Here is a 26,396-nt window from a genome sequence, read left to right as displayed (position 1 = left end):
CGCTCCCGTTAATCAAAGCCGTTCTGCCGGGCCGTCTCGGCAAACCAATAGCCACTCTTCTTCAACGTGCGCTGTTGGCTCTCCCGCTCGAGCCGAACTAACCCGTAGCGATTCTTGTAGGCATTAAGCCAGGACCAGCAGTCGATAAAGGTCCACAAATGATAGCCTTTGCAGTTGGAACCCTCCGACAGCGCCTGATGCAGCCATTTCAGATGATCGCGGATAAAGTCGATTCGATAATCATCCTCCACCCGTCCAGTAGGGCCGATAAAGGCCTCTTCACCCTCTACGCCCATGCCATTTTCTGAAATATAGCAGGGAATGTTGCCGTAGTTTTCCTTCAGATCCATCAGGATGTCATACAGCCCTTTTTCATAGATCTCCCAGCCCCGATGCGGATTGATCTTGCGGCCAGGCATGTCGTAATAGCTGAACAGATCTTCCGGCATCGTCACGGATGCGTCGGCCCGGTAGTCTTCTTTCGCTTTAACCCTGCGCGGTTGATAGTAATTGACGCCCAGAATATCCACCACGCCGTCGGCAATCAGCTGTGCGTCCTCCGGTGCCGTTTGTGGCAACAAATCATTGGCGCGCAGTAAATCAACCAAATCTTGCGGATAACGCCCTTTGGTCACAGGATCAAGGAAGCTTTTGTTCAGCAACAGATCCGCATGATGGGCGGCCACGCCATCTTCCTGGCTGTTCGAACGCGGATAGGTCGGGCTCAGGTTCAAAATAATGCCTATCGCGCCTTGGTGGCCCAACGCCCTGAACTCCTTCACCGCTTTGGCATGGGCCAGCACGCTGTGGTAAGCCACCGCGACTGCCCTTTTAAAATCAACCACGCAAGGATAGTGCAGGTCGTTCAGATAGCCCGCTTCGACCGGCACAATCGGCTCGTTAAAAGTAAACCAATGAGTGACCCGATCGCCGAACAGGCTGAAACAGGTTTTGGCGTAGCGGGCATAGGCTTCCACCACCGCCCGGCTTTCCCAGCCGCCTTTTCGCTGCATGCACATCGGCATGTCGAAATGGTAAAGGTTGATAAATGGCGTAATGCCCTCAGCCAGCAGGCCATCGATAAGCGCGTTATAAAAAGCGACGGCTTTCGGGTTCACCTCGCCCTCCCCGTCCGGGATCAGCCGTGACCAGGAAATAGAGGTTCTGAAGGTGTTATGCCCAAGCTTTTTTAACAGCAGGATGTCTTGCTGGAAACGGTCATAAAAGGTGGATGCCTCGGACGGACCGACCTGATGATGAAAGCGTTCTGGCGCAATGTCATACCAGTAATCGAAGATGTTCTGACTTTTGCCATCCCGTGCAGAGGCCCCTTCCGACTGCGGCGCAGAGGTCGCGCTTCCCCACCAGAAATCGTCAGCAAATTGATATTTCATCCAAACGCCCCTAAAACCGGGGCAGCAAGTGCTGCCCCAGACTGACAGTTAGAATTTCAGCGCCTTGGCGATGTCTTCTTCGCTTTCGGTAGCCTGATCGATCTGGCTCTGCGCCTTGTTGGATATCATCACAAACGGCAGGTAAATCAAGGTCGCCACGCCCAGGTTGAAGAAGCTCAGCAACATGGCGACGATACTGCCGTTAGTATTGAAGAACGCCCCCAGACCTACCGGCATGGTCCAGGGGGCAATGTTGGTGATAGGCGGGATCATTCCGGTGTAATAGGCCACCGTGGTGATGATCGTCAATACCGGTTGAACCAGAATGAACGGGATAAACATCACCGGGTTCATGATCACCGGCAGGCCGAACAGGATAGGTTCGTTAATCTGGAAGATGCCCGACGGGGTAGCCAGCTTGGCGACCTGGCGATAGTCTTCACGGCGCGAGGCGATAAAGATGGCGATAATCAGCCCCAGCGTAGAGCCGGTGCCGCCCAGATAGATATAAGAGTCGACGAAAGGTTTCGCCCACATATGGAACTCTTTGCCGGCGGCAACGGCGGCTTCGACCGAACCATACTTGTTGTAAAGCTCTACGTTTTCCAGCGCGAATGGCGTCATGATGCCGCTGTCCAGCGCGGCCAGCGCCATCGAGCCATGCACCCCGAAGAACCACAGCAGCGAGGAGAACATCACATACACCCAGCCGACAACGCTGCCCATTTTCGCCAGCGGAGCCGAGATGGTGTCCATGATGATTTGGTGGAAGTTGGTTCCCCACAGCGTCAGGCAATAGGCAATCACGCCCATGATCGACAGGATCAGGAATCCGGGGATCAGTGCGGAGAACGAGCGAGACACGGAAGAAGGTACGCTGTCGGGCAGGCTGATGACCCAGTTGCGGCGCACCACAAAGGTAAACATCTCCGCCACCACCAGGCCGATCACCATGCCGGAAATGATGTTGGCGCCGCCAAGCCAGTTAGCACCGACGGCATAAGCCTCACCGACGCTGAACGGCGTCACCGTCATAAAGGCGGCAACCGCCAGTAGCGCGGCCGCTAGCGGGTCAACCTTACGCTCCTCCGCTAAAGCCATACTGATAAAGAAGGGCGTCATCAGGGACATAATCCCCAGGGTGCCGTTATAAACGCTGCCACCGATGGTCTTCAGGCTGTTTAGCGTTTCAATGGTGGACGCATCCAGCCGTACCCCCAATGAAAAGAAGAACGAGCCTTCGCCGAAACTGAGGAATACGTTGTTGATCAGAACGAACATCGCCCCGGTCAACGTCAGCGGCATTAATCGAATGAACCCGTTTTTGATGGCATTAACATGGGGCTGTTTACCAATTTTCACGGCAAAGGGCAGTATGACCTTTTCCAACGAGGCAATTAACGTATTCACGGCAGACCCCTTTATTGGTTAGCTTTTTTTATGGTGGCGACCGCGGCCTTCAACACCCCAAGGCCATCAAGCTTGCCGTATAAAGTGGAATCGATCACTTCGACGGGCTTATTGGGCAGCTGTTTTTGTACTTCGGCTAACGTATAGGCAATCTGCGGCCCCAGCAGGATCAGATCTGCCTCTGCGCCCTTTTCCGCAGCCAGCGCTTCGGGATAAGCGGCAATGATCACTGGCACTTCGTACTTCTCGGCCTGCGCCTTCATTTTTGAAACCAGCAGAGAAGTCGACATACCGGCAGAACAAAACAGATAGATTTTTTTCTTTTCCATACCCAATCCCTCAAGATAATCAAAAAAGCCCCGTGTCATTTGTTTGCCAGATGCAATAGCGATTGCCTCGCGCACATTCCTTATGAAAATTTCCGTTGCTCTGCCCTGGTTGCGAACAGTATACGGAGGCATCGGAGCGGACCGGTAAGCCATCGGCGTAAAGAACCGTCTCTCCTTGACCTTCCCGATTGACCCTCTTCACATTTTGCATAAAAAATTAGTGTGACCGGGCTCACAAATAACCTTAAATTACCGAATTAATTCATCGAAAATAAACAAATACCAATTATAAACAATACGTTATAAACATGTAGAGTATTTATGGATTATTCTTCTCGCGGGATCATGCAACGGGGGATAAGTGAGCACAGAATAGTTCGCCCTTGATTAGAACTGGTCATCAAGGGAAGGCGTCGAGACCGCCGGAAAAGCGGATGGGAATGAGGTGATTTCTGAGCAGATACGCTTGGTTTTTAGAGCCAGAACGGGGATTGTAACGCCTTTCGTTCATTACAAACCCAGTTTGCGTAAAGCTCCCCATTTTTACCTGTGACAGCGGATTGCCCGCTGGGCTAGTATAGCGTCGGTATAAAAAGCTTATTGATCCCCATCGCCGGTAGCCGCGGCGCCCTCCGTTCCGTTTGGGACTGGTTTGATCAATGGCTTTACCTCGCCCTGCGACCGCCTGCAGGCGTGATTTTTGTAACACGGCGTGATACCTAATGATGAAAAAAAACGTCAAAACTCATTTCAAATTCAATGGATTGGAAACAGTAATCTTATGAATAGCACCGACAAGCTCGATTCACACACGCCAATGATGCAGCAGTACCTGCGCCTCAAGGCTCAGCATCCCGAGATCCTGCTGTTCTACCGCATGGGCGACTTTTACGAGCTGTTCTATGATGATGCCAAACGCGCGTCCCAACTGCTGGATATCTCGCTGACCAAACGCGGTGCCTCAGCAGGGGAGCCTATTCCCATGGCCGGCGTTCCCCATCATGCGGTGGAAAACTATTTAGCCAAACTGGTGCAGCTTGGCGAATCCGTTGCCCTGTGCGAACAAATCGGCGATCCGGCCACCAGTAAAGGTCCGGTTGAGCGCAAAGTGGTGCGTATTGTCACGCCTGGCACCATCACCGACGAAGCCTTGCTACAGGAGCGTCAGGACAACCTGCTGGCTGCCATCTGGCAAGACGCACGTGGCTTTGGTTACGCGACGCTGGATATCAGCTCCGGCCGTTTCCGCGTTGCCGAACCGGCAGATATCGAAACCATGGCAGCCGAGCTGCAACGCACCAACCCCGCCGAACTGCTTTATCCCGAAACCTTTGAACAGATGTCGCTGATTGAACAGCGCCATGGTCTGCGTCGTCGCCCGCTGTGGGAATTCGAACCGGAGACCGCCCGTCAGCAGCTTAACCTGCAGTTCGGCACCCGCGATCTTACCGGCTTCGGCGTTGAACAGGCCCATCAGGCACTGCGTGCCGCCGGCTGCCTGCTGCAGTATGTAAAAGATACCCAGCGCACCTCATTGCCGCACATCCGTGGCATCACCATGGAGCGTCAACAGGACGGCATCATCATGGACGCCGCCACCCGGCGTAACCTCGAGCTGACCCAGAGCCTGTCCGGCGGCACTGAAAACACCCTGGCGGCGATCCTCGATCACAGCGTGACGGCCATGGGCAGCCGCATGCTTAAGCGCTGGCTGCATATGCCTACTCGTGACATCAAGGTACTGAATGATCGTCAGCAAGCCATAGGCGCACTGCAGGATCTGTATGCTGAACTGCAACCTTCTTTGCGTCAGGTCGGCGATCTGGAACGTATCCTCGCCCGTCTGGCGTTGCGCAGCGCACGTCCGCGCGATCTGGCACGCATGCGTCATGCCTTCCAGCAGCTACCGGATATCCATGCGCTGTTAAAAGGCGTAAATACTCCGCATGTGCAGCATCTGCTGTCCCAGGTGGGTCAGTTTGATGAACTGCAGGACTTGCTGGAGCGCGCCGTGGTGGAAGCCCCGCCGGTGCTGGTTCGCGACGGTGGCGTTATCGCCCCCGGCTACAACAGTGAGCTGGACGAATGGCGAGCCTTGGCCGATGGTGCCAGCGACTATCTCGACCGTCTCGAGATCCGCGAGCGCGAAAAACTGGGGCTGGATACGCTGAAGGTCGGTTTCAATGGTGTTCATGGCTATTACATTCAGGTCAGTCGCGGGCAAAGCCACCTGGTACCGATCCATTACGTACGCCGTCAGACGCTGAAAAACGCCGAACGCTACATCATTCCCGAACTGAAAGAGTACGAAGACAAGGTGCTGACCTCTAAAGGGAAAGCGCTGGCCATCGAGAAAGGTCTGTACGAAGAACTGTTCGATTTGCTGTTGCCGCATCTGGGTGAATTGCAACAAAGCGCGGCGGCATTGGCAGAACTGGACGTACTGGCCAACCTGGCAGAACGCGCCGAAACGCTGAACTACGCCTGCCCGACCATGAGCGAGCAGCCTGGCGTGCGCATCACCGAAGGTCGCCACCCGGTGGTGGAGCAGGTGTTGAGCGAACCCTTTATTTCCAACCCGCTGTCACTGTCGCCCCAACGCCGAATGTTGATCATTACCGGCCCTAACATGGGCGGTAAAAGTACCTATATGCGCCAAACGGCGCTGATCGTACTGATGGCCCATATCGGCAGCTACGTGCCGGCAAGCAAGGCAGTCATTGGCCCGGTCGATCGCATATTTACCCGCGTAGGTGCAGCGGACGATCTGGCTTCCGGCCGCTCCACCTTTATGGTTGAGATGACCGAAACGGCCAATATCCTGCATAACGCCACCGAACATAGTCTGGTGCTGATGGACGAGATTGGCCGCGGCACCTCGACCTATGATGGTTTATCCCTGGCCTGGGCCTGCGCCGAAAATCTGGCCAGCCGCATCAAGGCCATGACCTTGTTCGCCACTCATTACTTTGAGCTGACCACCCTGCCGGAAAAAATGGAAGGCGTGGTTAACGTGCATTTGGATGCGCTTGAGCACGGTGACACCATCGCCTTTATGCACAGCGTGCAGGACGGTGCCGCCAGCAAAAGTTACGGGCTGGCGGTTGCCGCATTGGCCGGGGTGCCACGTGAAGTGATCAAACGCGCACGCCAGAAATTGCGTGAACTGGAGGCTATCTCCAACCATACCGCCAGCGGTACCGTTGACGCCACTCAGATGACGCTGCTGAATGAGGAAACCTCACCGGCGGTTGAAGCACTTGAGGCTCTGGATCCGGATTCATTGTCTCCGCGCCAGGCACTGGAATGGATTTATCGCCTGAAGAATATGGTCTAGCTCGACGTATAAATAACTGGCATAAAAAAACGGTGAGCATGATGCTCACCGTTTTTATTTTGATGCGGTTCAACTGCCGACGTTACTCGCGGAACAGTGCCTCGATACTCAGGCCCTGCATCTGCAGTATCTCACGCAGGCGACGCAAACCTTCAACCTGGATCTGACGTACTCGCTCGCGAGTCAGGCCAATTTCGCGGCCTACATCTTCGAGCGTCGCCGCTTCGTAGCCCAACAGGCCAAAGCGACGCGCCAGCACTTCACGCTGTTTGGCGTTCAGTTCGAACAGCCATTTCACGATGCTCTGTTTCATGTCATCGTCTTGCGTGGTGTCTTCCGGTCCGTTGTCTTTCTCGTCTGCCAGAATGTCCAGCAACGCTTTCTCCGAATCCCCACCCAACGGCGTATCCACAGAAGTGATACGTTCGTTCAGGCGCAGCATGCGGCTGACGTCATCCACCGGCTTGTCGAGTTGCTCTGCAATCTCTTCAGCGCTCGGTTCATGATCCAGTTTATGAGAAAGCTCGCGCGCGGTGCGCAAATAGACATTCAGTTCTTTAACTATGTGGATTGGCAAGCGAATGGTACGGGTTTGGTTCATGATCGCCCGTTCAATCGTCTGCCGGATCCACCAGGTAGCGTAGGTCGAGAAACGGAAACCGCGTTCTGGGTCAAACTTTTCCACTGCGCGGATCAGACCGAGGTTGCCCTCTTCAATCAGATCCAGCAGCGCCAGGCCGCGGTTGCTGTAGCGGCGGGCGATTTTCACCACCAACCGCAGGTTGCTTTCAATCATTCGGCGGCGGGACGGCACGTCACCGCGCAGTGCACGCCGCGCAAAATAAACTTCTTCCTCTGCGGTAAGCAGCGGAGAATAACCGATTTCGCCCAGATAGAGCTGCGTCGCATCCAATACGCGTTGGGTCACGCCTTGTGACAACAACTCTTCTTCCGCTAGATCATTCTCACTGGCCTCTTCTTCTACCAGTGCTTTTTCGTCGAATGATTCCGCTTCCGTTGCGTTCTCGTCGAAATCCGCATCATCATGTAACTCGTTAACTTTCAGCGTATTTTGGCTCATATGCTGCTCCTACCCGTGATACCGCGAGCAGAATAACAGCGTATTCTGCCCAATCTATCGCTGCGGAAGATAACGCAGCGGGTTTACGGATTTCCCCTTGTAACGAATTTCAAAATGCAAACGTACTGAACTGGTTCCGGTGCTACCCATGGTGGCTATTTTTTGACCCGCCTTCACTTCTTGTTGTTCCCGGACCAGCATTGTGTCGTTGTGAGCGTAGGCGCTCAGGTAATCATCATTGTGTTTGATGATGATTAGATTACCGTAACCCCGTAAAGCGTTGCCTGCGTACACTACACGACCATCGGCGGTAGCGAAGATAGGCTGCCCACGGGAACCGGCGATATCGACACCTTTATTCCCACCTTCTGATGAGGAAAAGTTATCAATAATCTTACCGTCAGTCGGCCATCTCCAGGTACTTACCGGAGTGCTGTTGCTGACGGTGCTGCTCACTGGTGGAGCAACGACCGGTGCGGTAACAGGAGCTGTTGCGGTAGTTGCCGCCACTGCGCCTGCTGCAGGTAACATCTTACCTACATTCTGTTTACCCGAATTATCAGAATACGCGTTAGTTGATTGAGAATCAACCGTTGCAGTTTGTATCTGGGAGGTCGATGGTGGCTTAGGTACGCCGCCGCTGGTTGCGTCTGTCGCCGCCAGCATGCCGCCATTTCCGGTAGCCGAACCATTACCAAGCTGAATGTTTTGACCCACATTCAGACTGTAGGGTTCAGGAATATTGTTACGCTGAGCCAGGTCACGGTAATCATTTCCGGTGATCCAGGCGATGTAAAACAGCGTGTCTCCGCGCTTAACCGTATAGGTATTACCGCTGTAGCTCCCTTTGGGGATCGAAGTATAACTGCGGTTGTAAACAATGTGTCCCTCAGAGCCCACCTGCGCCCCAGCATTGCTGGATGCAGCGGCTCCGGCACCACCGCCGTCCACGCTACTGATAGGGGCCGATGTCGACGCATTGTTCGAACAACCCGCCAACCACAAACTTACCATCGTACACACCGCAACCCGGCGTAATGTAATCATTGGGCTTCCCGTGCTCATGCTTCCCCCATGACAGCAATATCAGCGATATATCCAAAATACCCTTTACATCGTAGCTGAGCTTTTAACATTCTCTACGTTCCTACAATGAAAGGTGCCCGCGGCCGATTTCTGAACGTCAGAAAACCTCATACCGGAGCCTCAAAACAGCGCGCCATGCTAACCACATTAGCGCTGCTGCACCATAAGACAACTGCGCAGAAAGGCAATTGTATTGAAAATTAGTTTTATTGAAACGCTAAAACCTTAACCGGAGGTGATGAAAGTGCAACAGATTTCATATCCTGTCGAAAATTCAGACAATCGCTAGGCCAGTTCGCCTTTCACCAGTGGTACAAAGCGCACCGCTTCGACGATATCGATAGTAAATTCATTCCCCTGGCGCTGAATACGCTTGAGGATCTGAGCCTGCTCACCGACCGGCAAAACCAAAATACCGCCGTCGTCTAGCTGTTCCATCAACGCCGGGGGGATCTCCGGCGGCGCGGCGGTGACAATAATGGCATCGAACGGCCCCCGCGAAGCCCACCCCTGCCAACCGTCACCGTGACGAGTAGAAACATTGTGAAGGTCGAGTTGCTTCAGGCGACGTTTCGCCTGCCATTGCAATCCCTTGATACGCTCAACGGAGCACACATGCTGCACCAGGTGCGCCAGTATGGCGGTTTGATAACCGGAACCCGTGCCGATCTCCAATACCCTGGATGTGGGCGTCAGGTTTAAGAGTTCGGTCATCCGTGCCACCATATAAGGCTGGGAGATCGTTTGACCTGAGCCGATAGGCAGCGCCGTATTTTCATAAGCTTTGTGTTCAAGCGCTTCATCAACAAAGCGTTCACGCGGCACTGCCTCAATGGCCCGCAGTAATCGTTCGTCCTGGATCCCTTGTTGACGCAGTTGCGTCAGCAATGTTTGCATACGCTTGTTCACCATTCCCCGCCAACCCCTGCTTTGGTTAACCACGTTTTTACTACATCCTGGGCCGCATAAGCGGTCAAATCCACCTGCAAGGGTGTAATCGCGACATAACCCTGTTCTACCGCAGCGAAATCCGTGTCCGGCCCGACATCAAACTTATCACCCGGAGGCCCAATCCAGTAAAGGTTTTGCCCACGAGGATCCTGTTGGCAGAACACTTTGTCGGCCGGATGGCGACTGCCGCAGCGGGTCACGCGAATGCCTTTGATCTCGTCCAACGGCAAATCCGGCACGTTGATATTCAGAATTTTTCCGGTGCGTAACGGTTCACGCAACAGGGCCCGCAGCACCCGGCAGGTGATCGCCGCCGCGGTAGCATAATGCTGATGGCCGTTCAACGACACGGCCAGCGCAGGCAAGCCCAAATGGCGCCCTTCCATGGCGGCAGCCACGGTGCCGGAGTAGATCACGTCATCGCCCAGATTGGGGCCGGCATTGATACCGGAAACCACGATATCCGGCGCAGGTTGCATCAGGGCATTCACTCCCAGGTATACGCAATCGGTCGGTGTTCCTTGCTGTACGGCGATATCCCCATTGGGCATCGTCAGGGTGCGCAATGGGGATTCCAACGTCAGCGCATTGGAAGAACCGCTGCGGTTACGATCGGGTGCCACAACCTGCACCTCAGCAAACTCTCGCAGCGCTGCCGCCAGCACCTGAATGCCTGGGGCGGTAACACCGTCGTCATTACTCAGCAATATCCGCATAAGAGGTTGTCTTCTTTTTATCTCTCAACCAGGCACCGCTCAACGCAGCCTGGGATTTAACTACTCGGTATGACCGCCCAAAAGGAGGCGCTTAATCAGCAGATATTATGTTTACTGCCCCCGCCATGTCCAGTGACCATGGGAAAAGGCAGGGAACTCAAGGCAGAACCGCCACGAGTCATTCTTCTGGCGAAAAAAAACCTGCTTGCGCAGGTTTCTTGATTATTACTCGCTAATATCCGCATCGCTACTGTCCTGCCGCATAATTTCGCGCACCACGCTGGTGGCGAAACTGCCGGCCGGCAGCCAGAAACGCAGTTCGACGGTGGCATCGTCCCACCAGTCCCACTGCATATCTTTCGGCTGTAACAGCAAGGCTCGGCGGGCCGGATCTACGCGTTCGCGCTTTAAAAGCGACATCAGCTCCGGCTGTTCCAGCAGACACTGCTGTTCAAAGCTCAACGCTTCCCCGGCGGTGCCCGGTTCGCCATCACCGGGTAAAGGTGCGGTGATCATCAGCTCACCGGCTTCCAGGCGTTGCTGCAACGCTTCCAGCTCTTCCGGTTTGGCAACAAACCAACTGCCACGACCGCTAAGTTGAAGGGCATCCCCTTCCAGCACGGTATGTTGCTGCTGATTGGCCAATCGCCGGCTGGCGATCAGGTTAAACAGCGCGCTGCGACTGGCAGAAAGATAAAAGCTACGCTTGCTGCGTTCTTTCACCCGGATCTCGTCATTCGCCCAACGTCGCGCCATCACCAGGTTGTTACCGCCGCGCCCAAAGCGCTGACTGCCGAAGTAATTCGGTACACCGCCGGTCTCAATCGCCTGCAGACGTTGTTCTACATCCTGACGATCGGAGATATGACGCAGCACCAGAGTAAAGGCATTGCCTTTCAAGGTGCCAATCCGCATTTTGCGCAGGTGCCGGGCGCTGGCCAGCACTTCACAGCCTTCCAGTGAGAACTGGGTAAAGTCCGGCGTCTCTTTCCCTGGCAGATGCAAACAGAACCACTGTTCGGTTACCGCATGACGATCTTTTAAGCCCGCGTAGCTGACGGAGCGGGCATGAATACCGGCAAAGCGCGCCAGGTAATCGGCGACGAACTGGGTGTTACAACCGTTTTTGCGGATGTTCACCAGCACGTGTTCGCCTTCGCCATCCGGCTCAAAGCCCAGGTCTTCCACCACCACGAAATCTTCCGGGTTGGCCTTCAGCACGCCGGTGCTTTGCGGCTGGCCATGCAGCCAGGTCAGGTTAGCCATATCCATGCGCTTATTCCTTGATCAACAAGGCAACCGCTTCGCAGGCAATACCCTCGCCACGCCCGGTGAAACCGAGTTGTTCGGTGGTGGTAGCCTTAACGTTAACGTCGTCCATATGGCATTGCAGGTCTTCCGCCAGGAAAATGCGCATCTGCGGGATATGCGGGGCCATTTTAGGGGCCTGGGCAATAATAGTGATGTCCAGGTTGCCCAGACGATAGCCCTTGGCGCGGATGCGTTTCCAGGCTTCGCGCAGCAACTCGCGGCTATCGGCACCTTTGAAGGCCGGGTCAGTATCCGGGAACAGCTTGCCGATATCCCCCAGTGCCGCCGCGCCCAGCAGGGCATCGGTCGCGGCGTGCAGTGCTACGTCGCCATCAGAGTGGGCCAGCAAACCTTTTTCATAAGGAATACGAACGCCACCGATCACCAACGGGCCTTCGCCGCCAAATTTGTGTACGTCAAAACCGTGGCCGATACGCATGATGCGCTCCTTAATTGTCTAACTGAGTTAAATAGAATGCCGCCAGCGCCAAATCTTCCGGCCGCGTGACCTTAATATTGTCCGAACGCCCATTGACCAGCAGCGGATGATAGCCGCAGTGCTCCAGGGCCGACGCCTCGTCGGTCACCGTCGCCCCGTCATCCAGCGCGCGCTGCAGGCACTGCTTGAGCAACGCCAGTGGGAACAGCTGCGGCGTTAACGCATGCCACAGGTCCTGACGTTCTACCGTATGAGAAATGGCCCCGTGGCCAGGCTCTGCGCGCTTCATGGTGTCACGCACCGGCGCCGCCAGAATGCCCCCTACGTCGCTATGTTCGGTAATCGCCAACAGGCGGTCGAGATCGTCGGCATGCAGACAGGGGCGCGCCGCGTCGTGCACCAGCACCCATTTTGCCTCGCCGGCCAGCTGCAAGCCGGCCATTACCGAGTCGGCGCGTTGCTGCCCGCCAATGGTAGCCTGCACGCGGGGATCCTGCGCTATCGGCAACTGGTGAAACTGCTGATCGTCGGGGCTTATCGCCACAATCACCTGCGAAATACGCGGATGGCGCAGCAGCGCGTGGATCGCGTGTTCGAGAATGGTTTGGTGGCCGATGGTTAAATATTGCTTTGGGCAATCAGCCTGCATGCGGCTGCCAATACCGGCAGCGGGCAGGACGGCGATCACCGATGGAAAGGTTCCTGCGGAGTGATTCATGCGTTACTTTTGTAGGTTATTTTGCGAGGCGGACGCCGCGTTGCGTCTGGATTGGTCAGGAACCAGACGATAGAAAGTCTCACCGGGCTTAATCATGCTCAGCTCATTGCGCGCACGCTCTTCGATCGCTTCCTGACCGCCGTTCAAATCGTCGATCTCGGCGAACAGCTGATCGTTACGCGCTTTCAATTTAGCATTGCTGCCCTGTTGGAGCGCAACGTCTTCATTGACCCGCACGTAATCGTGAATACCATTTTTGCCCAGCCACAGTGAATACTGTAACCAACCGAGCAATGCCAGCAATAGCAGCGTAAGTTTTCCCATCTCCGCCCCCTGAAAAACCGACCAATCATCCCACAACTTTTCGTTGGACTCCACACAGAGAACGGCATTTCGCCGCCAAATTCAGAGTAGGATGATAATTTCCTGAGTTTATAACCTAAATTCACTTCGAAAGCGGCAAAAAAAACCACTTTCATCACAGAAAAACCAACCAACGCCTCTGCATTTTTCTCCTTCAACGTTTTTTCCGGTTATGCAGTAAGAAAAACTGGCTACCCGCTGATTTCACCAAAGCATTCGCCAGCCACAAGCACAAACTGCATATTTAACACCATTAAAAATTTCATCATCAGGTAGGAGTTGTGTTTTTATTCATTAAAGATTATTTTTATGCACTCATAGTGCATAAATAAATCCAATGAATCATTTTTAATTACCGGGGATAGCGATGTTTAAATCTTTAGTTGTGATTGGCGCCTGTCTGGCTGCCACCCTGTCGGCCTCCGTCCTGGCGGCTGAACCTACCTACGTCGTCGGCTCTGGCGGCACCTACCGTCCGTTCGAATTCGAAAACAGCAGCAAACAGCTGGAAGGCTTTGATATCGATATCATCAAGGCGGTAGCCAAGGCCGAGAACTTTCAGGTCAAACTGGTGAATACGCCGTGGGAAGGTATTTTCGCCACGCTGAACTCCGGCGATCGCGACATCATTATTTCCGGCATCACCATTACCGATAAACGCAAACAAATGGTTGATTTCTCTGCACCTTACTTCCCGGCAGAGCAGGCTATCGTGGTCCCCAAAGACTCTGGCGTAGACTCCATTGCCGCCTTGAAAGCGCTGAAGGTCGGCGTAGTCAACTCCAGCACCGGCGACATCGTGGTGTCCGACGTGTTAGGCAAAAACAACACCGCCATCAAACGTTTCGACAATACCCCGTTAATGCTGCAAGAGCTGTATGAAGACGGTATCGGCGCGGCCGTGGGCGACGTCGGCGTGGCCAAGTTCTATATCAAAACCCATCCGGAAAAAGAGTTCAAACTGGTGTCCGATGCCAAATTTGAACGTCAGTATTTCGGTATCGCCGTGGCCAAAGGCAATGACGAACTGCGCGGCAAAATCAACGCCGGCCTGAAGAAAATCATCGCCGACGGCACCTACGCCAAAATCTACCAGACCTGGTTTGACAGCAACGTCCCCACACTGCCCGCCGAATAATCGATCGTCGTTCGTCAACACAGCAGTCTGAAGACTTTTTAAGAAGGATCCGACCTTGAATTTCCGTTGGGAGATAATCCAGGAGTACGCCCCGCTGTTTATGGAAGGCGCCTGGATGACCATCAAATGCACCATTATCTGCGTGATACTGGGCACCACCTGGGGGCTGCTCCTCGGGCTCGGCCGTCTGGCGCAGGCACCACACGGCATCTGGAAACCGATACTGCATTATGGCGTTCAGTGGCCGGTGCGCATCTACATCAGCGCCTTCCGCGGTACGCCGCTGTTTGTCCAGATTATGGTGGTGCATTTCGCGCTGGTACCGCTGTTTATCAACCCACGTGACGGTCTGCTGGTCACCAGCGGCCTGATGAGCACCGATTTCGCCCGCGCGTTGCGCTCCGATTACGGCGCATTTCTCTCCTGCGTGGTGGCGATTACGCTGAACGCGGGTGCATACGTCTCGGAAATTTTCCGCGCCGGCATTCAGTCTATCGATCGCGGTCAGATGGAAGCTTCGCGTTCGCTGGGCATGAGCTACGGCAAAACCATGCGCAAAGTGATCCTGCCGCAGGCGTTTCGCCGCATGCTGCCGCCGCTGGGCAACAATGCCATTGCCATCGTCAAAGACTCTTCGCTGGCCTCCGCCATCGGTCTTGCCGATCTGGCCTATGCCGCCCGCACGGTTTCCGGCGCCTATGCCACCTATTGGGAACCCTACCTGACCATTTCGCTGGTCTATTGGGTCCTCACCTTCCTGCTTTCGCTGATGGTGCAACACATGGAAAAGAGGTTCGGGAAAAGTGATTCGCGTACATAACCTGCAAAAACAATTCGGCGAAAGCCACGTGCTGCGTGGTATTTCCTGCGAAATCGCAGCCAACGAAGTGGTCTGCGTCATCGGCCCGTCCGGCTCCGGTAAAAGTACCTTCCTGCGCTGTATCAACGCGCTCGAGACCCTGTCCGGCGGTGAGATCCTGGTGAACGGTTTTGCCATACACAGCCAGAAAACCGATCTCAATAAAATGCGTGAGAGCGTCGGGATGGTGTTTCAACGCTTTAACCTGTTCCCGCATATGACGGTGCTGGAAAACATCATCATGGCGCCGATGGGCGTGAAAAAGCTGTCGCGCGCAGAGGCCATACTGCGGGCAGAGGCGCTGCTGCAAAAGGTGGGCCTGCTGGACAAAATCGACGCTTATCCCAACAGCCTGTCCGGCGGTCAGCAACAGCGGGTCGCCATTGCTCGCGCGCTGGCGATGGAACCGAAAATCATGCTGTTCGACGAACCGACCTCCGCACTGGATCCCGAGCTGGTCGGCGAAGTGCTGGCGGTGATGAAGTCATTGGCGCACGAAGGCATGACGATGGTGGTGGTGACGCATGAGATGGGCTTTGCCCGGGAAGTGGCAGATCGGGTGCTGTTTATCGATCAAGGGATCATTCAGGAAGAAGGTTCGCCACAGCAGATTTTCAGCCAGCCGGCCAATCCGCGCACTCAGGCATTTCTGAGCAAAGTTTTGTAACCTTCGGCACGGCTTTGCAATGCTTCGGGCGCAGGCGACTGCGCCCTTTCCCTCACCAACCGGTCAAAAAGCTGAACACCAGCCAGAACAGGCACAGAACGATGGTCCCGGTCAGCAACAGCGTAAAAATCAACCGGCCACGCAGCAGCATGCTGAGCGTGATGCCAATCAGCACCGAAACCGGCATCAGCGCCAGGAAGAACGGCCAGGTGTAGAGCAGGAAGAAAAGGGTGTTGGAGCCGTAAACCAAAAACGGCACTGCGAAGGCCAGCCAGTAGAAAACAAAGCCGCAGACACCGCCCAGGAAAGAATAAGAGGGCTCCTCTTTCTCCTGGTTTGCGTCAATCAAGATAGGCGAGACATTTTGCATAGCGATCCCTGGTTATTCGGCGCGCTCTCCGGCGGGCTTAGCGTAAAAAGCGTATGGCGCAAAAACGCCACACGCTTTTCTGAATTCAGGGTTTGATAATAGCCCGACCACGCAGCACGTCTAACAATTGCGCAATCAAATTTGTTACCAATTGTTGGCCATCAAGGTGAATATCCGGCCGTTGTGGCGCCTCGTAAACCGAGTCGATACCGGTGAAATTACGCAGCTCGCCGGCACGGGCTTTTTTGTACAATCCTTTCGGATCGCGCACTTCACAAACCGCCAACGGCGTGTCGACAAACACCTCGATAAAACGATCTTCATCCAGCAGTTCGCGCACCATCTGCCGTTCGGCGCGATGTGGGGAAATGAAAGCGGTCAACACCACCAGGCCGGCGTCCACCATCAGTTTCGCCACTTCGCCCACGCGACGAATATTTTCGCGCCGGTCGTCGTCGGAAAAACCGAGGTCGCGGCACAGGCCGTGACGCACGTTGTCGCCATCCAGCAGATAGGTGCTGACACCATGGGCGTGCAGTGCCTGTTCCAGCGCGCCGGCGACGGTAGATTTGCCCGAGCCGGACAGCCCGGTAAACCACAGCACCACGCCTTTGTGGCCGTTGCGGACTTCGCGATCCGCACGCGTTACCGCATGCGGATGCCAGACCACGTTGTCATCATCCGGCCCGGTCGGCCGCAGTTGAGCGTCGGTCACGTTATTTTCCCCCAATCAGGTCGCGCGCGCCCCAATGTGGGAAGTGTTTACGCACCAGAGCATTCAGTTCCAGTTCAAATGCGCTGAAGTCGCCGGCTGATGCCTGAGCGTCCTGCAAGGTTTCGCGGATCAAGCCAGCCCCCACGGTAACGTTGCTCAGGCGATCGATAAAGATCAGCCCACCGGTATCGTGGTTGCGTTGATAGCTGTCCAGCACCAGCGGTTCATCGAAGGTCAGTTCGACCAGACCGATGCCGTTGAGCGGTAAAGTGTCCGCCTGATGCTGCGCCAGCGAGTTGATTTCCACCTGGTGGCGTATGCCTTCTACCCGCGCACGGGTCTTTTTGCCAGCCACTTTGATGTCATAGCTTTGGCCCGGCAACAGCGGTTTTTCAGCCATCCACACCACGTCCACCAGCGCGCTTTGCGCCGCTTTCAGGGTTTCCCCAGCATCGACCAGCAGATCGCCGCGGCTAATATCCACTTCATCTGCCAGCACCAGCGTGATCGCCTCGCCCGGCACCGCTTCCTGCAGATCGCCATCAAAGGTCACAATACGCGCTACGGTAGATTCCACGCCGGAAGGCAATACCTTCACGCGTTGCCCTACGCGCACTACACCGGCGGACAGCGTGCCCGCATAGCCCCGGAAATCCAGGTTAGGACGGTTGACATACTGCACCGGAAAACGCAGCGGTTGCGTCTCGCGTTCGCTGATCACATCCACGCTCTCCAGCACCTGCAGCAGCGTCGGGCCGCTGTACCAAGGCATCTGGGCGCTTTCACTGGCCACGTTGTCGCCATCCAGCGCCGACAAAGGCACAAACTTGATGTCCAGATCGTTCGGCAACTGCTGGGCGAAGGTCAGATAGTCCTGTTTAAACTGTTCGAACACCGACTCTTGGTAATCCACCAGGTCCATTTTATTGACCGCCACCACCAGATGGCGAATGCCCAACAGCGTGGCGATAAAACTGTGCCTGCGGGTTTGATCCAGAACCCCTTTGCGCGCATCGATCAACAGGATCGCCAGATCGCAGGTCGAGGCCCCGGTCGCCATATTGCGGGTGTACTGCTCATGCCCCGGCGTATCGGCAATAATAAATTTGCGCTTTTCGGTCGAGAAATAGCGATAGGCCACGTCGATGGTAATGCCCTGCTCGCGCTCGGCCTGCAGGCCATCGACCAGCAGCGCCAAATCCAGTTTCTCGCCCTGGGTGCCGATACGTTTGCTGTCGCTGTGCAGCGTAGACAGCTGATCTTCGTAGATCTGACGGGTATCATGCAGCAAGCGGCCGATCAGGGTGCTTTTGCCGTCATCGACGCTGCCGCAGGTCAGGAACCGTAACAGGCTTTTGTGTTGCTGCGCATGCAGGTAAGATTCGACCCCACCCTGCTCAGCGATTTGTTGTGCAATTGCGTTGTTCATCCGGCGGCTCCTTAGAAATACCCTTGACGCTTTTTCAGCTCCATCGAGCCGGACTGATCGCGGTCGATCATCCGTCCCTGGCGCTCACTGGTGGTGGACACCAACATCTCTTCGATGATCTCCGGCAGCGTCTCCGCTTCGGAATCCACCGCACCGGTCAGCGGCCAGCAGCCCAGCGTGCGGAAACGCACCATGCGCTGGCTGATCACTTCGCCAGGCTGCAGATCGATACGATCGTCGTCCACCATCAGCAACATGCCGTCGCGCTCTACCACCGGGCGCGGTTTTGCCAGATACAGCGGCACGATGTCGATTTTTTCCAGGAAAATGTATTGCCAGATATCCAGCTCGGTCCAGTTCGACAGCGGGAACACGCGAATGCTCTCGCCCTTATTGATTTGGCCGTTGTAGTTGTGCCACAGCTCCGGACGCTGGTTTTTTGGGTCCCAACGGTGGAAGCGATCACGGAATGAATAGATACGCTCTTTGGCGCGTGACTTCTCTTCGTCACGGCGGGCACCGCCAAAGGCGGCATCAAAACCGTATTTGTTAAGCGCCTGCTTCAGGCCTTCGGTTTTCATGATATCGGTATGCTTGGCGCTGCCGTGAACGAACGGGTTGATGTCCATCGCCACGCCTTCCGGGTTCTTGTGGATCAGCAGTTCAAAACCGTACTCTTTTGCAGTGCGATCGCGGAATTCGTACATTTCACGGAATTTCCAACCGGTATCCACATGCAGCAACGGGAACGGCAGCGTACCCGGGAAAAAGGCTTTACGCGCCAGATGCAGCATCACGGAAGAGTCTTTACCGATGGAGTAGAGCATCACCGGGTTGCCGAATTCAGCGGCGACTTCACGGATGATATGGATACTCTCCGCCTCCAATTGCCGCAAATGAGTGAGTCGTTTTTCGTCCATAACAGATCCTTAAGCCAAATTCACGACGGCGGGCCGCGATGCCCCTTCCGTCTGCGGTTGATGCCCAAACCAGGCAATTTGATGATGCAGCTCTACCACTTCGCCGATCACCAGCAGCGCCGGCAAAGGTGCCTGTTGAGCCAATTTTTCAAGCTGTTGCAGCGTGCCGGTTTGCACCAGCTGATCCGCGCGCGTGCCGCGGCTGATCACCGCCACCGGCGTGGTGGGCGCGCGGCCGTGGGCTATCAGGCGCTGGCTAATGTCCGCCGCCTTCATGGTGCCCATGTAGATAGCCAGAGTCTGACGCGCTCGCGCCAAGTCTGCCCAGTCCAGCCCGTCGCCGTCGGGACGACAGTGGCCGGTAATAAAAGTCACGCTCTGCGCATGATCGCGGTGCGTCAGCGGAATGCCGGCATAGGCCGTTGCGCCGGCCGCCGCGGTAACGCCCGGCACCACCTGGAACGGAATACCCGCAGCGGCGGCCACCTGCAGCTCTTCGCCGCCGCGGCCAAAGATAAAGGGATCTCCGCCTTTCAATCGCACCACGCGCTTGCCCTGCTGCGCCAGTTCCACCAACAGGCGGTTGGTTTCTTCCTGGATCACCGAGTGTGCTCCGGCACGTTTGCCCACGCAGATGCGCTCGGCATCGCGACGCACCAGATCCAGAATCTCATCGCTGACCAGATGGTCGTAGAGCACCACATCGGCCTGCTGCATCACCTGTAGCCCGCGCAGGGTCAATAACCCCACGTCGCCCGGCCCTGCGCCCACCAGCGCAATTTCGCCCTGGGTGCCTTCGCCGTCCTGGGCAAACTGCTGTAAATCCTGCTCCAACTGCCGCTCGGCCTGTGCGGACTGGCCATTGGCCACCAGCGTGGCAAAACGTCCGCAGAATGTTTTTTCCCAGAAGCGACGACGTTCGCCGATCGCATTCAGTCGCTGTTTTACCTGGCCGCGCCAACGTCCGGCCACCTCCGCCATCTGCCCCAGACTGGCGGGCAACAAAGCTTCGAGTTTTTCACGCAGCATACGTGCCAGCACCGGCGCCTGGCCGCTGGAAGAGACGGCAACCACCAGCGGTGAACGATCGATAATCGACGGAAAGATGAACGAGCAGCGCGGCTGATCGTCGACCACGTTAGCCAGCACCCGGCGTTTATCCGCTTCGGCAAACACCTCGGCATTCAGCGCGCTGTCGTCGGTTGCGGCAATCACCAGGAACACCATATCCAATTGCTGAGCGGCAAAAGCCTGCCCCTGCCAGCGGATACGCCCCTGCTGATGCAGTTCTTCGAGTATGGGTGAGAGTGACTGCGCAACTATCCGTATTTCAGCCCCGGCGCGCAGGAGAAGATCCACTTTGCGCGCAGCCACTTCGCCGCCGCCAACGACCAACACCGGGCGTTGTTTCAGGTCGGCAAATATAGGTAGATAGTCCACAACAGCCTTTTCATATATGCAGAATGATAGTGTGACTATACGGGCTGAGATTTGGCCTCTGAAATGACGAAAAGGAATGACTAGTTACTTTATGGAATATAGGCCGCAGCACACGGCTTAACCGGCGATAATTGCGACTAAGGTTTGCGCATTTACGCCAAATTTAAGAGCGGGAGAAATTGTTTAATCTTGCCGACCGTCTCATACTGGACACCGCAAAAATAATCGGTCTTGTCGATATCAAAGAAGGATTTTTCGGTATGTTTTCCCGTTTTTACCTGAAGACCGGCCTGCTGGTGGCAGCGCTCGGCGGTGTTTTCAGCGTTTCGGCCGCCACTCAGCCCGCAAAAGAGGCCCCGATGGGCAAATTCGCCGCCGAGCAGACTCGCCACATCGCCACTTATTTTCCTGGCCGCATGGCCGGTAGCCCGGCAGAATTGCTCACCGCAGACTATCTGAAACAGCAGTTCAGCAAGATGGGGTATCAGAGCGATATCCGCAGTTTCAACACCCGCTATCTGTACACCAGTAAAGACGGCAAGAAGAACTGGAATAACATCACCGCCAGCTCGGTGATCGCCGCTAAAAATGGCAGCCTTCCTCAGCAGATTCTGATCGTGGCGCATTTCGATACCTACACGCCGCGAAGCGACGCCGATCTGGACAACAATCTCGGCGGCTTGACACTGCAGGGCGTCGACGACAATGCCTCTGGCGTCGGCGTGATGCTGGAACTGGCGGAGCGTCTTAAGAACACCCCCACCGCTTACGGCCTGCGCTTTGTCGCCACCAGCGCCGAAGAACTGGGTTCGCTGGGCGCGCAGAACTACCTGCAGCGCATGAGCGACGAAGAGAAACGCAATACCCTACTGGTGGTTAACCTCGACAGCCTGATTACCGGCGATCGCCTGTATTTCAACGCCGGTCTCAATACGCCGCCAAAGCTGGCGAAACAGAGCCGCGATCGCGCACTGGATATTGCCCACCGCTACGGCATCGCTGCCGCCACCAACCCGGGCAGCAAAGCACACCCGAAAGGCACCGGCTGCTGTTCCGATCAGGAAGTGTTTGATAAAGCCGGTATCCCGGTGCTGTCGGTCGAAGCCACCAACTGGACACTGGGCGATAAAGACGGTTATCAGCAACGCGCCGTGAGCCCGCACTTCCCGCAGGGCATCACCTGGCATCGCCCGCAGTACGATAACCTGCAATATCTGGAACGCAATCTGCCAGGGCGCATCGACAAGCGCAGCCGCGAGAGCGTGCAGATTTTGCTGCCGCTGATTAAAGAGCTGGCGCAGGCGCACCCACCCAAAGCACAAAAACAGAAAAAGTAGTCTCTCTGAAAACGCCAAGGGCCCAGCGAATGCTGAGCCCTTTGACGATGTTGATACGTGATTAGCCTTCGTGCAGGCCACACTCACGCTTCAGGCCAAAGAAACGGGTTTCTTCTTCACTCATGCCTGGTTCCCACTTCTGCGTGGTGTGAGTGTCCCCCACTGACAGATAGCCTTGTTCCCACAGCGGGTGATAACTGAGGCCGTGCTCGGTCAGGTATTGATAAATCTTGCGGTTGTCCCAGTCGATAATCGGCAGGATCTTGAACACCCCACGTTGCACCGCCAGTACCGGCAGATTGGCGCGGCTGCCGGATTGCTCGCGGCGCAGGCCAGCGAACCAGGTTTGCCCGCCCAGAGTTTCCAATGCGCGGTTCATCGGCTCAACCTTGTTGATCAGGTTGTATTTTTCGATACCTTCAACGCCCTGCTCCCACAGTTTCCCGTAGCGAGCCTCTTGCCAGGCGGGCGACTGCTCGGCACGAAACACTTGCAGGTTCAGCTTCAGTTTGTCGACCAGCTGATCGATAAACTGATAGGTTTCCGGGAACAGATAGCCGGTATCGGTGAGGATCACCGGAATGTCCGGTTTGATCCGCGTAACCAAATGCAGGCATACCGCTGCCTGAATGCCGAAACTTGAAGAGAGCACAAACTCGCCGGGCAGATGTTCCAGCGCCCATTCCACACGTTGCTCGGCGGAAAGCGTTTCCAACTGGCCATTAACTACCGCCAGTGCCAACGCCTGCCCAGACTTGGGCAGCGCATTCAGCGCCGCCAGATCGAATTCAGCCATGTTGCCAGCCTCCTGATGCTTGAATCATACCGCGCGGATCGGCCCCCGGTGAAAGCGGGGCCAAACGGCGTCAGTCCCAGAAATCCTGCGCCGAATCAATTACCGGCTTGACCACCCCGGCGCGAATAGTGAAATCACCGAAGCCTTCGCCCGCGTTACGCTCTGTGGCCCAGCGGCCCACCAGTTGGTCAATCTCTCGCAGAATTTCTTCTTCGTTGATATTTTCACGGTACATGCGCGGAATACGCGTACCTTCCCGGTTGCCACCCAAATGCAGGTTATAGCGGCCAACCGCTTTACCGACCAGGCCAATCTCCGCCAACAGCGCGCGGCCACAGCCGTTCGGACAGCCAGTAATGCGCAATACGATGTGCTCGTCACCCACACCGTGGCTATGCAGGATCCCTTCCACTTTAGTGACGAACGCCGGCAGAAAACGCTCGGCCTCCGCCATCGCCAATGGGCAGGTCGGGAAGGATACGCAGGCCATCGAGTTTTGACGCTGCACGCTGACCCCGTCGTCGATCAATCCGTGTTCACGAGCGATCGTTTCGATCTTCGCCTTCTCGCTTTCCGGTACGCCGGCAACGATCAGGTTCTGGTTGGCCGTCAGACGGAAATCCCCTTTGTGGATCCTGGCGATCTCGGCAACGCCGGTTTTCAACGGGCGTCCCGGATAGTCCAGAAGACGACCATTCTCGATAAACAGCGTCAGGTGCCACTGGTTATCAATGCCTTTAACCCAACCAATGCGATCGCCGCGGCCGGTAAATTCGTACGGGCGGATCGGTTCAAAGGTGATACCGGCCCGTTTTTCCACTTCGGCACGGAAGGTATCAACCCCAACGCGTTCCAGCGTGTATTTGGTTTTGGCGTTCTTGCGATCGGTACGGTTACCCCAGTCGCGCTGAGTGGTTACCACCGCTTCGGCGACCGCCAGCGTGTGCTCCAGCGGGATATAGCCAAATTCGCTGGCCTTGCGCGCATAGGTTTTCTTGTTGCCGTGTTCAATCGACAGGCCGCCGCCTACCAGCAGGTTAAAGCCCACCAGCTTGCCGTTTTTGGCAATAGCGACAAAGTTCATGTCGTTGGCGTGCAGATCGACGTCGTTTTGCGGTGGGATCACCACCGTGGTTTTGAACTTGCGCGGCAGATAAGTCGCCCCGAGGATCGGTTCTTCGTCGGTGGTCGCCACTTTTTCCTGATCCAGCCACACTTCAGCATAGGCGCGGGTACGCGGCAGCAGATGTTCGGAGATCTTTTTCGCCCACTCGTAGGCTTCCTGGTGCAGCTCGGACTCCACCGGGTTAGAGGTGCAAAGCACGTTGCGGTTGACGTCGTTAGCCGTAGCCAGCGCGTCCAATCCCAGACGACCCAACAGCTGGTGAACCGGCTTAACGTTGCCCTTCACAATGCCATGGAACTGGAAAGTCTGACGGTTGGTGATGCGGATGCTGCCGTACAGCGTGCTTTCCTGCGCGAACTTATCAATGCCCAGCCACTGCTGTGGGGAGATAATCCCCCCCGGCAGACGGCAACGCAGCATCATGGCGTGGCGCGGTTCCAGCTTCTGTTCGGCGCGTTCGGCGCGGATATCACGGTCGTCCTGCTGGTACATTCCGTGGAAGCGGATCAGCAGGAAGTTGTCACCGTTAAAACCGCCGGTCAGGCCGTCCTTCAAGTCTTCGGCGATGGTGCCGCGCAGGAAGTTGCTTTCTTTCTTCAAACGCTCGGCATCGGCCAATTTGCCTTCGACCACCAGAGGTCCCGGGTGTTTATCACTCATCAGTAGACATCTCGCTGATAACGGCGCTCAAGGCGCAGCTCACTTAAAAATTCATCCGCCAGCTCGGTATCCATGCCACCGTGCTCGGCCACCAGTTCCAGTAATGTGTTTTCCACGTCTTTTGCCATGCGGTTCGCATCGCCACAGACGTAAATGTGCGCGCCTTCCTGGATCCAACGCCACACTTCCGCGCCCTGTTCGCGCAATTTGTCCTGGACATAGACTTTATGCTGCTGGTCACGTGACCAGGCCAGATCGATGCGGGTCAGCAGGCCATCTTTCACATAGCGCTGCCATTCGACCTGATACAAAAAGTCTTCAGTAAAGTGCGGGTTGCCGAAGAACAACCAGTTCTTGCCGCCGGCACCGTCAGCATCACGCTGTTGCATAAAGGCGCGGAACGGCGCAATGCCCGTGCCTGGCCCAATCATGATCACCGGAGTTTCCGGGTTGGCCGGCAGGCGGAAATTGTCGTTATGTTCGATGAACACCCGCACGTCACCATCTTCTTCCAGCCGATCGGCCAGGAAACTAGAGGCACCGCCTGCGCGGGCGCGCCCTTCGATGTCGTAACGCACCACGCCGACGGTCACGTGTACTTCGTTTTCGGTCTCGGCTTGCGACGAGGCGATGGAATACAGGCGCGGCGTCAACGGACGCAGCAGGCCAATCAACTGCTCGGCGTTAAGATCGGCTGGCGCCTGTCGCACCATGTCGACGATTGGCGTGTTGTGCGCGTAATGCTGCAGCGCGGCTTTATCCGCTAACAAACCAATCAGCTTCTCGTCGCGCGACAGAGCCGCGTATTTATCGACGATTAGCGCGGTGTTCTGCGTCAGTTCAAAATGGCTGCGTAACGCTTGCGAAAGCGGCAAGGTTTTTCCTTCCACTTCCACCGGTTCGTCGCCCTTCAGCCACAGCAGTTGCACCAGTTCATCCACCAGTGCCGGGTCGTTATCGAACCACACGCCCAGCGCATCGCCCGGTTGGTAACGCAGACCAGAATCACCCAGGTCGATTTCAATATGGCGCACGTCTTTGTCTGAGGCGCGGCCGGTAATTTTTTGCTTCACTGCCAGTTGTGCGGTCAGAGGCTGTTCTTTGCTGTACGGGCTGCTGTCGATCAGGTCAATCGCACCGCTGGCCAGCACGCCCGGTGCGGCGTTTTCAGCCGGTGCGCGCGCTTTCAACACCTCCACCACCTGTTTACGCCAGGCGGTAGCCAGCTCCTGATATTCCACGTCGGCATCTACCCGCTCGACCAGACGCTCAGCGCCCAGTTCGGCCAGCTTGCCGTCGAAATCTTTACCCGACTGACAGAAGTTTTCGTAGGAAGTGTCCCCCAGGCCAAAGACCGCAAACGCGGTTTCGTTAAGCTTCGGCGCTTTCTTGGAGAACAGGAATTTATGCAGGGCAACCGCCTCTTCCGCCGGCTCACCTTCCCCTTGGGTGGAGGCGACGATCACCAGCAGACGTTCCTGGGCAATTTGCTTGAATTTGTAGTCGCCGGCATTAACCAGCGTGACGCTCAGCTTGGCGGCCAACAGATCGTCGCGCAATTGTTCCGCCAGGCGGCGAGCATTACCGGTCTGCGAGGCGGAAATCAGCGTGATGCTGGCGGCAGCGGCTGCAGGCGGCGCAATGGCTACCGCACCAGGCTGTTGATTAACCATTCCCCAGAAATAACCTGACAGCCACGCCAGCTGCGTCGGTGAATATTCACCAATCGCCGCCTGCAGGCGCGCCAGCTGTTCGGGTGTCAGCGGGAGCATCGATGTTGGAGGAGCCTGAGTCGTCATTGCAG

The 26,396-nt window shown here is 56.0% G+C and carries 24 protein-coding genes; 5 read left to right on the top strand and 19 right to left on the bottom strand.

The window, feature by feature from the left end:
- Positions 1-8 precede the first annotated feature (8 nt).
- From AAZT04_RS20445 to AAZT04_RS20435, 3 genes are read right to left on the bottom strand one after another with little or no spacing between them, the layout of a single operon-like run.
- Positions 9-1,394 carry a glycoside hydrolase family 1 protein gene (locus AAZT04_RS20445; RefSeq protein WP_129983326.1) on the bottom strand — a complete coding sequence of 462 codons (1,386 nt, stop codon included), beginning with the start codon at positions 1,392-1,394 and terminating at the stop codon, positions 9-11.
- 48 nt (positions 1,395-1,442) lie between these two features.
- Positions 1,443-2,804 (bottom strand): PTS N,N'-diacetylchitobiose transporter subunit IIC, encoded by a 1,362-nt coding sequence (gene chbC / locus AAZT04_RS20440; RefSeq protein ID WP_048762531.1) that lies wholly within the window; start codon positions 2,802-2,804, stop codon positions 1,443-1,445.
- A gap of 11 nt (positions 2,805-2,815) precedes the next feature.
- Positions 2,816-3,133, bottom strand: a complete 318-nt coding sequence (locus tag AAZT04_RS20435) for a PTS sugar transporter subunit IIB (protein WP_129983331.1) — start codon at positions 3,131-3,133, stop codon at positions 2,816-2,818.
- Positions 3,134-3,914: 781 nt separating this feature from the next.
- Here AAZT04_RS20435 and mutS point away from each other — a divergent pair.
- Positions 3,915-6,470 (top strand): DNA mismatch repair protein MutS, encoded by a 2,556-nt coding sequence (gene mutS, locus AAZT04_RS20430; RefSeq protein ID WP_020825273.1) that lies wholly within the window; start codon positions 3,915-3,917, stop codon positions 6,468-6,470.
- Between the two features lie 82 nt (positions 6,471-6,552).
- Here the strand turns inward: mutS and rpoS are convergent, their stop codons facing one another.
- The 8 genes from rpoS to ftsB all read right to left on the bottom strand — a co-directional run bounded on the left by rpoS (position 6,553) and on the right by ftsB (position 13,096).
- Complete coding sequence (rpoS, locus tag AAZT04_RS20425) at positions 6,553-7,551, bottom strand: RNA polymerase sigma factor RpoS (RefSeq protein WP_044554227.1); 999 nt, start codon at positions 7,549-7,551, stop codon at positions 6,553-6,555.
- 54 nt (positions 7,552-7,605) lie between these two features.
- Positions 7,606-8,598 carry a murein hydrolase activator NlpD gene (gene nlpD, locus AAZT04_RS20420; RefSeq protein ID WP_434681511.1) on the bottom strand — a complete coding sequence of 331 codons (993 nt, stop codon included), beginning with the start codon at positions 8,596-8,598 and terminating at the stop codon, positions 7,606-7,608.
- Positions 8,599-8,922: 324 nt separating this feature from the next.
- Complete coding sequence (locus AAZT04_RS20415; RefSeq protein ID WP_020825270.1) at positions 8,923-9,549, bottom strand: protein-L-isoaspartate(D-aspartate) O-methyltransferase; 627 nt, start codon at positions 9,547-9,549, stop codon at positions 8,923-8,925.
- Complete coding sequence (gene surE / locus AAZT04_RS20410; protein WP_046374485.1) at positions 9,543-10,304, bottom strand: 5'/3'-nucleotidase SurE; 762 nt, start codon at positions 10,302-10,304, stop codon at positions 9,543-9,545. Before surE ends, AAZT04_RS20415 begins: the two co-directional genes overlap by 7 nt.
- 225 nt (positions 10,305-10,529) lie before the next feature.
- Positions 10,530-11,576: a tRNA pseudouridine(13) synthase TruD gene (truD, locus tag AAZT04_RS20405; RefSeq protein WP_020825268.1), complete on the bottom strand. Its 1,047-nt coding sequence runs from the start codon at positions 11,574-11,576 to the stop codon at positions 10,530-10,532.
- Between the two features lie 4 nt (positions 11,577-11,580).
- Entirely contained in the window at positions 11,581-12,054 is a 474-nt protein-coding gene (gene ispF / locus AAZT04_RS20400) for a 2-C-methyl-D-erythritol 2,4-cyclodiphosphate synthase (protein ID WP_004950274.1), read from the bottom strand.
- Positions 12,055-12,064: 10 nt separating this feature from the next.
- Positions 12,065-12,772, bottom strand: a complete 708-nt coding sequence (gene ispD, locus AAZT04_RS20395; RefSeq protein ID WP_371078704.1) for a 2-C-methyl-D-erythritol 4-phosphate cytidylyltransferase — start codon at positions 12,770-12,772, stop codon at positions 12,065-12,067.
- A 3-nt stretch (positions 12,773-12,775) separates the two neighbouring features.
- The gene (ftsB, locus tag AAZT04_RS20390) at positions 12,776-13,096 is read right to left on the bottom strand and encodes a cell division protein FtsB (RefSeq protein WP_020825266.1); all 321 of its coding nucleotides are present in this window, start codon (positions 13,094-13,096) and stop codon (positions 12,776-12,778) included.
- Positions 13,097-13,502: 406 nt separating this feature from the next.
- Here ftsB and AAZT04_RS20385 point away from each other — a divergent pair, with 406 nt between their 5' ends.
- The 3 genes from AAZT04_RS20385 (at position 13,503) to AAZT04_RS20375 (ending at position 15,799) form a co-directional block, all read left to right on the top strand.
- A complete protein-coding gene (locus tag AAZT04_RS20385; RefSeq protein ID WP_048762527.1) occupies positions 13,503-14,273 on the top strand; it encodes a basic amino acid ABC transporter substrate-binding protein in 771 nt (256 codons plus the stop codon).
- Between the two features lie 100 nt (positions 14,274-14,373).
- A complete protein-coding gene (locus AAZT04_RS20380; protein ID WP_044554269.1) occupies positions 14,374-15,093 on the top strand; it encodes an amino acid ABC transporter permease in 720 nt (239 codons plus the stop codon).
- Complete coding sequence (locus tag AAZT04_RS20375) at positions 15,077-15,799, top strand: amino acid ABC transporter ATP-binding protein (protein WP_046374489.1); 723 nt, start codon at positions 15,077-15,079, stop codon at positions 15,797-15,799. The genes AAZT04_RS20380 and AAZT04_RS20375 overlap by 17 nt, the downstream gene beginning before the upstream one ends.
- Before the next feature lie 52 nt (positions 15,800-15,851).
- On the opposite strand, the gene AAZT04_RS20370 is transcribed toward AAZT04_RS20375, so the two are convergent.
- The 5 genes from AAZT04_RS20370 to cysG all read right to left on the bottom strand — a co-directional run bounded on the left by AAZT04_RS20370 (position 15,852) and on the right by cysG (position 20,673).
- Positions 15,852-16,169 carry a DUF3561 family protein gene (locus tag AAZT04_RS20370; protein ID WP_020825263.1) on the bottom strand — a complete coding sequence of 106 codons (318 nt, stop codon included), beginning with the start codon at positions 16,167-16,169 and terminating at the stop codon, positions 15,852-15,854.
- A gap of 85 nt (positions 16,170-16,254) precedes the next feature.
- Positions 16,255-16,884 carry an adenylyl-sulfate kinase gene (gene cysC, locus AAZT04_RS20365; protein WP_041414213.1) on the bottom strand — a complete coding sequence of 210 codons (630 nt, stop codon included), beginning with the start codon at positions 16,882-16,884 and terminating at the stop codon, positions 16,255-16,257.
- Position 16,885: 1 nt separating this feature from the next.
- On the bottom strand, positions 16,886-18,313 hold the full coding sequence (gene cysN / locus AAZT04_RS20360; protein ID WP_020825261.1) for a sulfate adenylyltransferase subunit CysN: 1,428 nt from the start codon (positions 18,311-18,313) through the stop codon (positions 16,886-16,888).
- 11 nt (positions 18,314-18,324) lie between these two features.
- The gene (gene cysD / locus AAZT04_RS20355) at positions 18,325-19,233 is read right to left on the bottom strand and encodes a sulfate adenylyltransferase subunit CysD (RefSeq protein ID WP_176984207.1); all 909 of its coding nucleotides are present in this window, start codon (positions 19,231-19,233) and stop codon (positions 18,325-18,327) included.
- 9 nt (positions 19,234-19,242) lie between these two features.
- The gene (cysG, locus tag AAZT04_RS20350) at positions 19,243-20,673 is read right to left on the bottom strand and encodes a siroheme synthase CysG (protein WP_434681503.1); all 1,431 of its coding nucleotides are present in this window, start codon (positions 20,671-20,673) and stop codon (positions 19,243-19,245) included.
- 260 nt (positions 20,674-20,933) lie between these two features.
- Between cysG and AAZT04_RS20345 the strand changes: the two genes are divergently transcribed.
- Positions 20,934-22,010 (top strand): aminopeptidase, encoded by a 1,077-nt coding sequence (locus tag AAZT04_RS20345; protein ID WP_434681501.1) that lies wholly within the window; start codon positions 20,934-20,936, stop codon positions 22,008-22,010.
- A 61-nt stretch (positions 22,011-22,071) separates the two neighbouring features.
- Here the strand turns inward: AAZT04_RS20345 and AAZT04_RS20340 are convergent, their stop codons facing one another.
- The 3 genes from AAZT04_RS20340 to cysJ all read right to left on the bottom strand — a co-directional run bounded on the left by AAZT04_RS20340 (position 22,072) and on the right by cysJ (position 26,391).
- The gene (locus tag AAZT04_RS20340; RefSeq protein ID WP_020825257.1) at positions 22,072-22,806 is read right to left on the bottom strand and encodes a phosphoadenylyl-sulfate reductase; all 735 of its coding nucleotides are present in this window, start codon (positions 22,804-22,806) and stop codon (positions 22,072-22,074) included.
- A gap of 70 nt (positions 22,807-22,876) precedes the next feature.
- Complete coding sequence (gene cysI / locus AAZT04_RS20335) at positions 22,877-24,592, bottom strand: assimilatory sulfite reductase (NADPH) hemoprotein subunit (protein WP_174573751.1); 1,716 nt, start codon at positions 24,590-24,592, stop codon at positions 22,877-22,879.
- The gene (gene cysJ / locus AAZT04_RS20330) at positions 24,592-26,391 is read right to left on the bottom strand and encodes an NADPH-dependent assimilatory sulfite reductase flavoprotein subunit (RefSeq protein ID WP_434681497.1); all 1,800 of its coding nucleotides are present in this window, start codon (positions 26,389-26,391) and stop codon (positions 24,592-24,594) included. The genes cysI and cysJ overlap by 1 nt, the downstream gene beginning before the upstream one ends.
- Positions 26,392-26,396 lie beyond the last annotated feature (5 nt).

This window comes from Serratia sp. Je.1.23.a, from assembly GCF_051129805.1.
Taxonomy (GTDB): domain Bacteria; phylum Pseudomonadota; class Gammaproteobacteria; order Enterobacterales; family Enterobacteriaceae; genus Serratia; species Serratia liquefaciens.
The sequence above is the reverse complement of the archived record's forward strand: the minus strand, read 5'-3'. Positions and strand labels throughout refer to the sequence as shown.

Excerpts from the sequence above, each read along its gene's own strand:
- AAZT04_RS20445 (WP_129983326.1), bottom strand. The coding sequence starts at position 1,394 with ATGAAATATCAATTTGCTGACGATTTCTGGTGGGGAAGCGCGACCTCT.
- AAZT04_RS20435 (WP_129983331.1), bottom strand. The coding sequence starts at position 3,133 with ATGGAAAAGAAAAAAATCTATCTGTTTTGTTCTGCCGGTATGTCGACT.
- mutS (WP_020825273.1), top strand. The coding sequence starts at position 3,915 with ATGAATAGCACCGACAAGCTCGATTCACACACGCCAATGATGCAGCAG.
- rpoS (WP_044554227.1), bottom strand. The coding sequence starts at position 7,551 with ATGAGCCAAAATACGCTGAAAGTTAACGAGTTACATGATGATGCGGAT.
- nlpD (WP_434681511.1), bottom strand. The coding sequence starts at position 8,598 with ATGATTACATTACGCCGGGTTGCGGTGTGTACGATGGTAAGTTTGTGG.
- AAZT04_RS20415 (WP_020825270.1), bottom strand. The coding sequence starts at position 9,549 with ATGGTGAACAAGCGTATGCAAACATTGCTGACGCAACTGCGTCAACAA.
- surE (WP_046374485.1), bottom strand. The coding sequence starts at position 10,304 with ATGCGGATATTGCTGAGTAATGACGACGGTGTTACCGCCCCAGGCATT.
- truD (WP_020825268.1), bottom strand. The coding sequence starts at position 11,576 with ATGGATATGGCTAACCTGACCTGGCTGCATGGCCAGCCGCAAAGCACC.
- ispF (WP_004950274.1), bottom strand. The coding sequence starts at position 12,054 with ATGCGTATCGGCCACGGTTTTGACGTACACAAATTTGGCGGCGAAGGC.
- ispD (WP_371078704.1), bottom strand. The coding sequence starts at position 12,772 with ATGAATCACTCCGCAGGAACCTTTCCATCGGTGATCGCCGTCCTGCCC.
- ftsB (WP_020825266.1), bottom strand. The coding sequence starts at position 13,096 with ATGGGAAAACTTACGCTGCTATTGCTGGCATTGCTCGGTTGGTTACAG.
- AAZT04_RS20385 (WP_048762527.1), top strand. The coding sequence starts at position 13,503 with ATGTTTAAATCTTTAGTTGTGATTGGCGCCTGTCTGGCTGCCACCCTG.
- AAZT04_RS20380 (WP_044554269.1), top strand. The coding sequence starts at position 14,374 with ATGGAAGGCGCCTGGATGACCATCAAATGCACCATTATCTGCGTGATA.
- AAZT04_RS20370 (WP_020825263.1), bottom strand. The coding sequence starts at position 16,169 with ATGCAAAATGTCTCGCCTATCTTGATTGACGCAAACCAGGAGAAAGAG.
- cysN (WP_020825261.1), bottom strand. The coding sequence starts at position 18,313 with ATGAACAACGCAATTGCACAACAAATCGCTGAGCAGGGTGGGGTCGAA.
- cysD (WP_176984207.1), bottom strand. The coding sequence starts at position 19,233 with ATGGACGAAAAACGACTCACTCATTTGCGGCAATTGGAGGCGGAGAGT.
- AAZT04_RS20345 (WP_434681501.1), top strand. The coding sequence starts at position 20,934 with ATGTTTTCCCGTTTTTACCTGAAGACCGGCCTGCTGGTGGCAGCGCTC.
- AAZT04_RS20340 (WP_020825257.1), bottom strand. The coding sequence starts at position 22,806 with ATGGCTGAATTCGATCTGGCGGCGCTGAATGCGCTGCCCAAGTCTGGG.
- cysI (WP_174573751.1), bottom strand. The coding sequence starts at position 24,592 with ATGAGTGATAAACACCCGGGACCTCTGGTGGTCGAAGGCAAATTGGCC.
- cysJ (WP_434681497.1), bottom strand. The coding sequence starts at position 26,391 with ATGACGACTCAGGCTCCTCCAACATCGATGCTCCCGCTGACACCCGAA.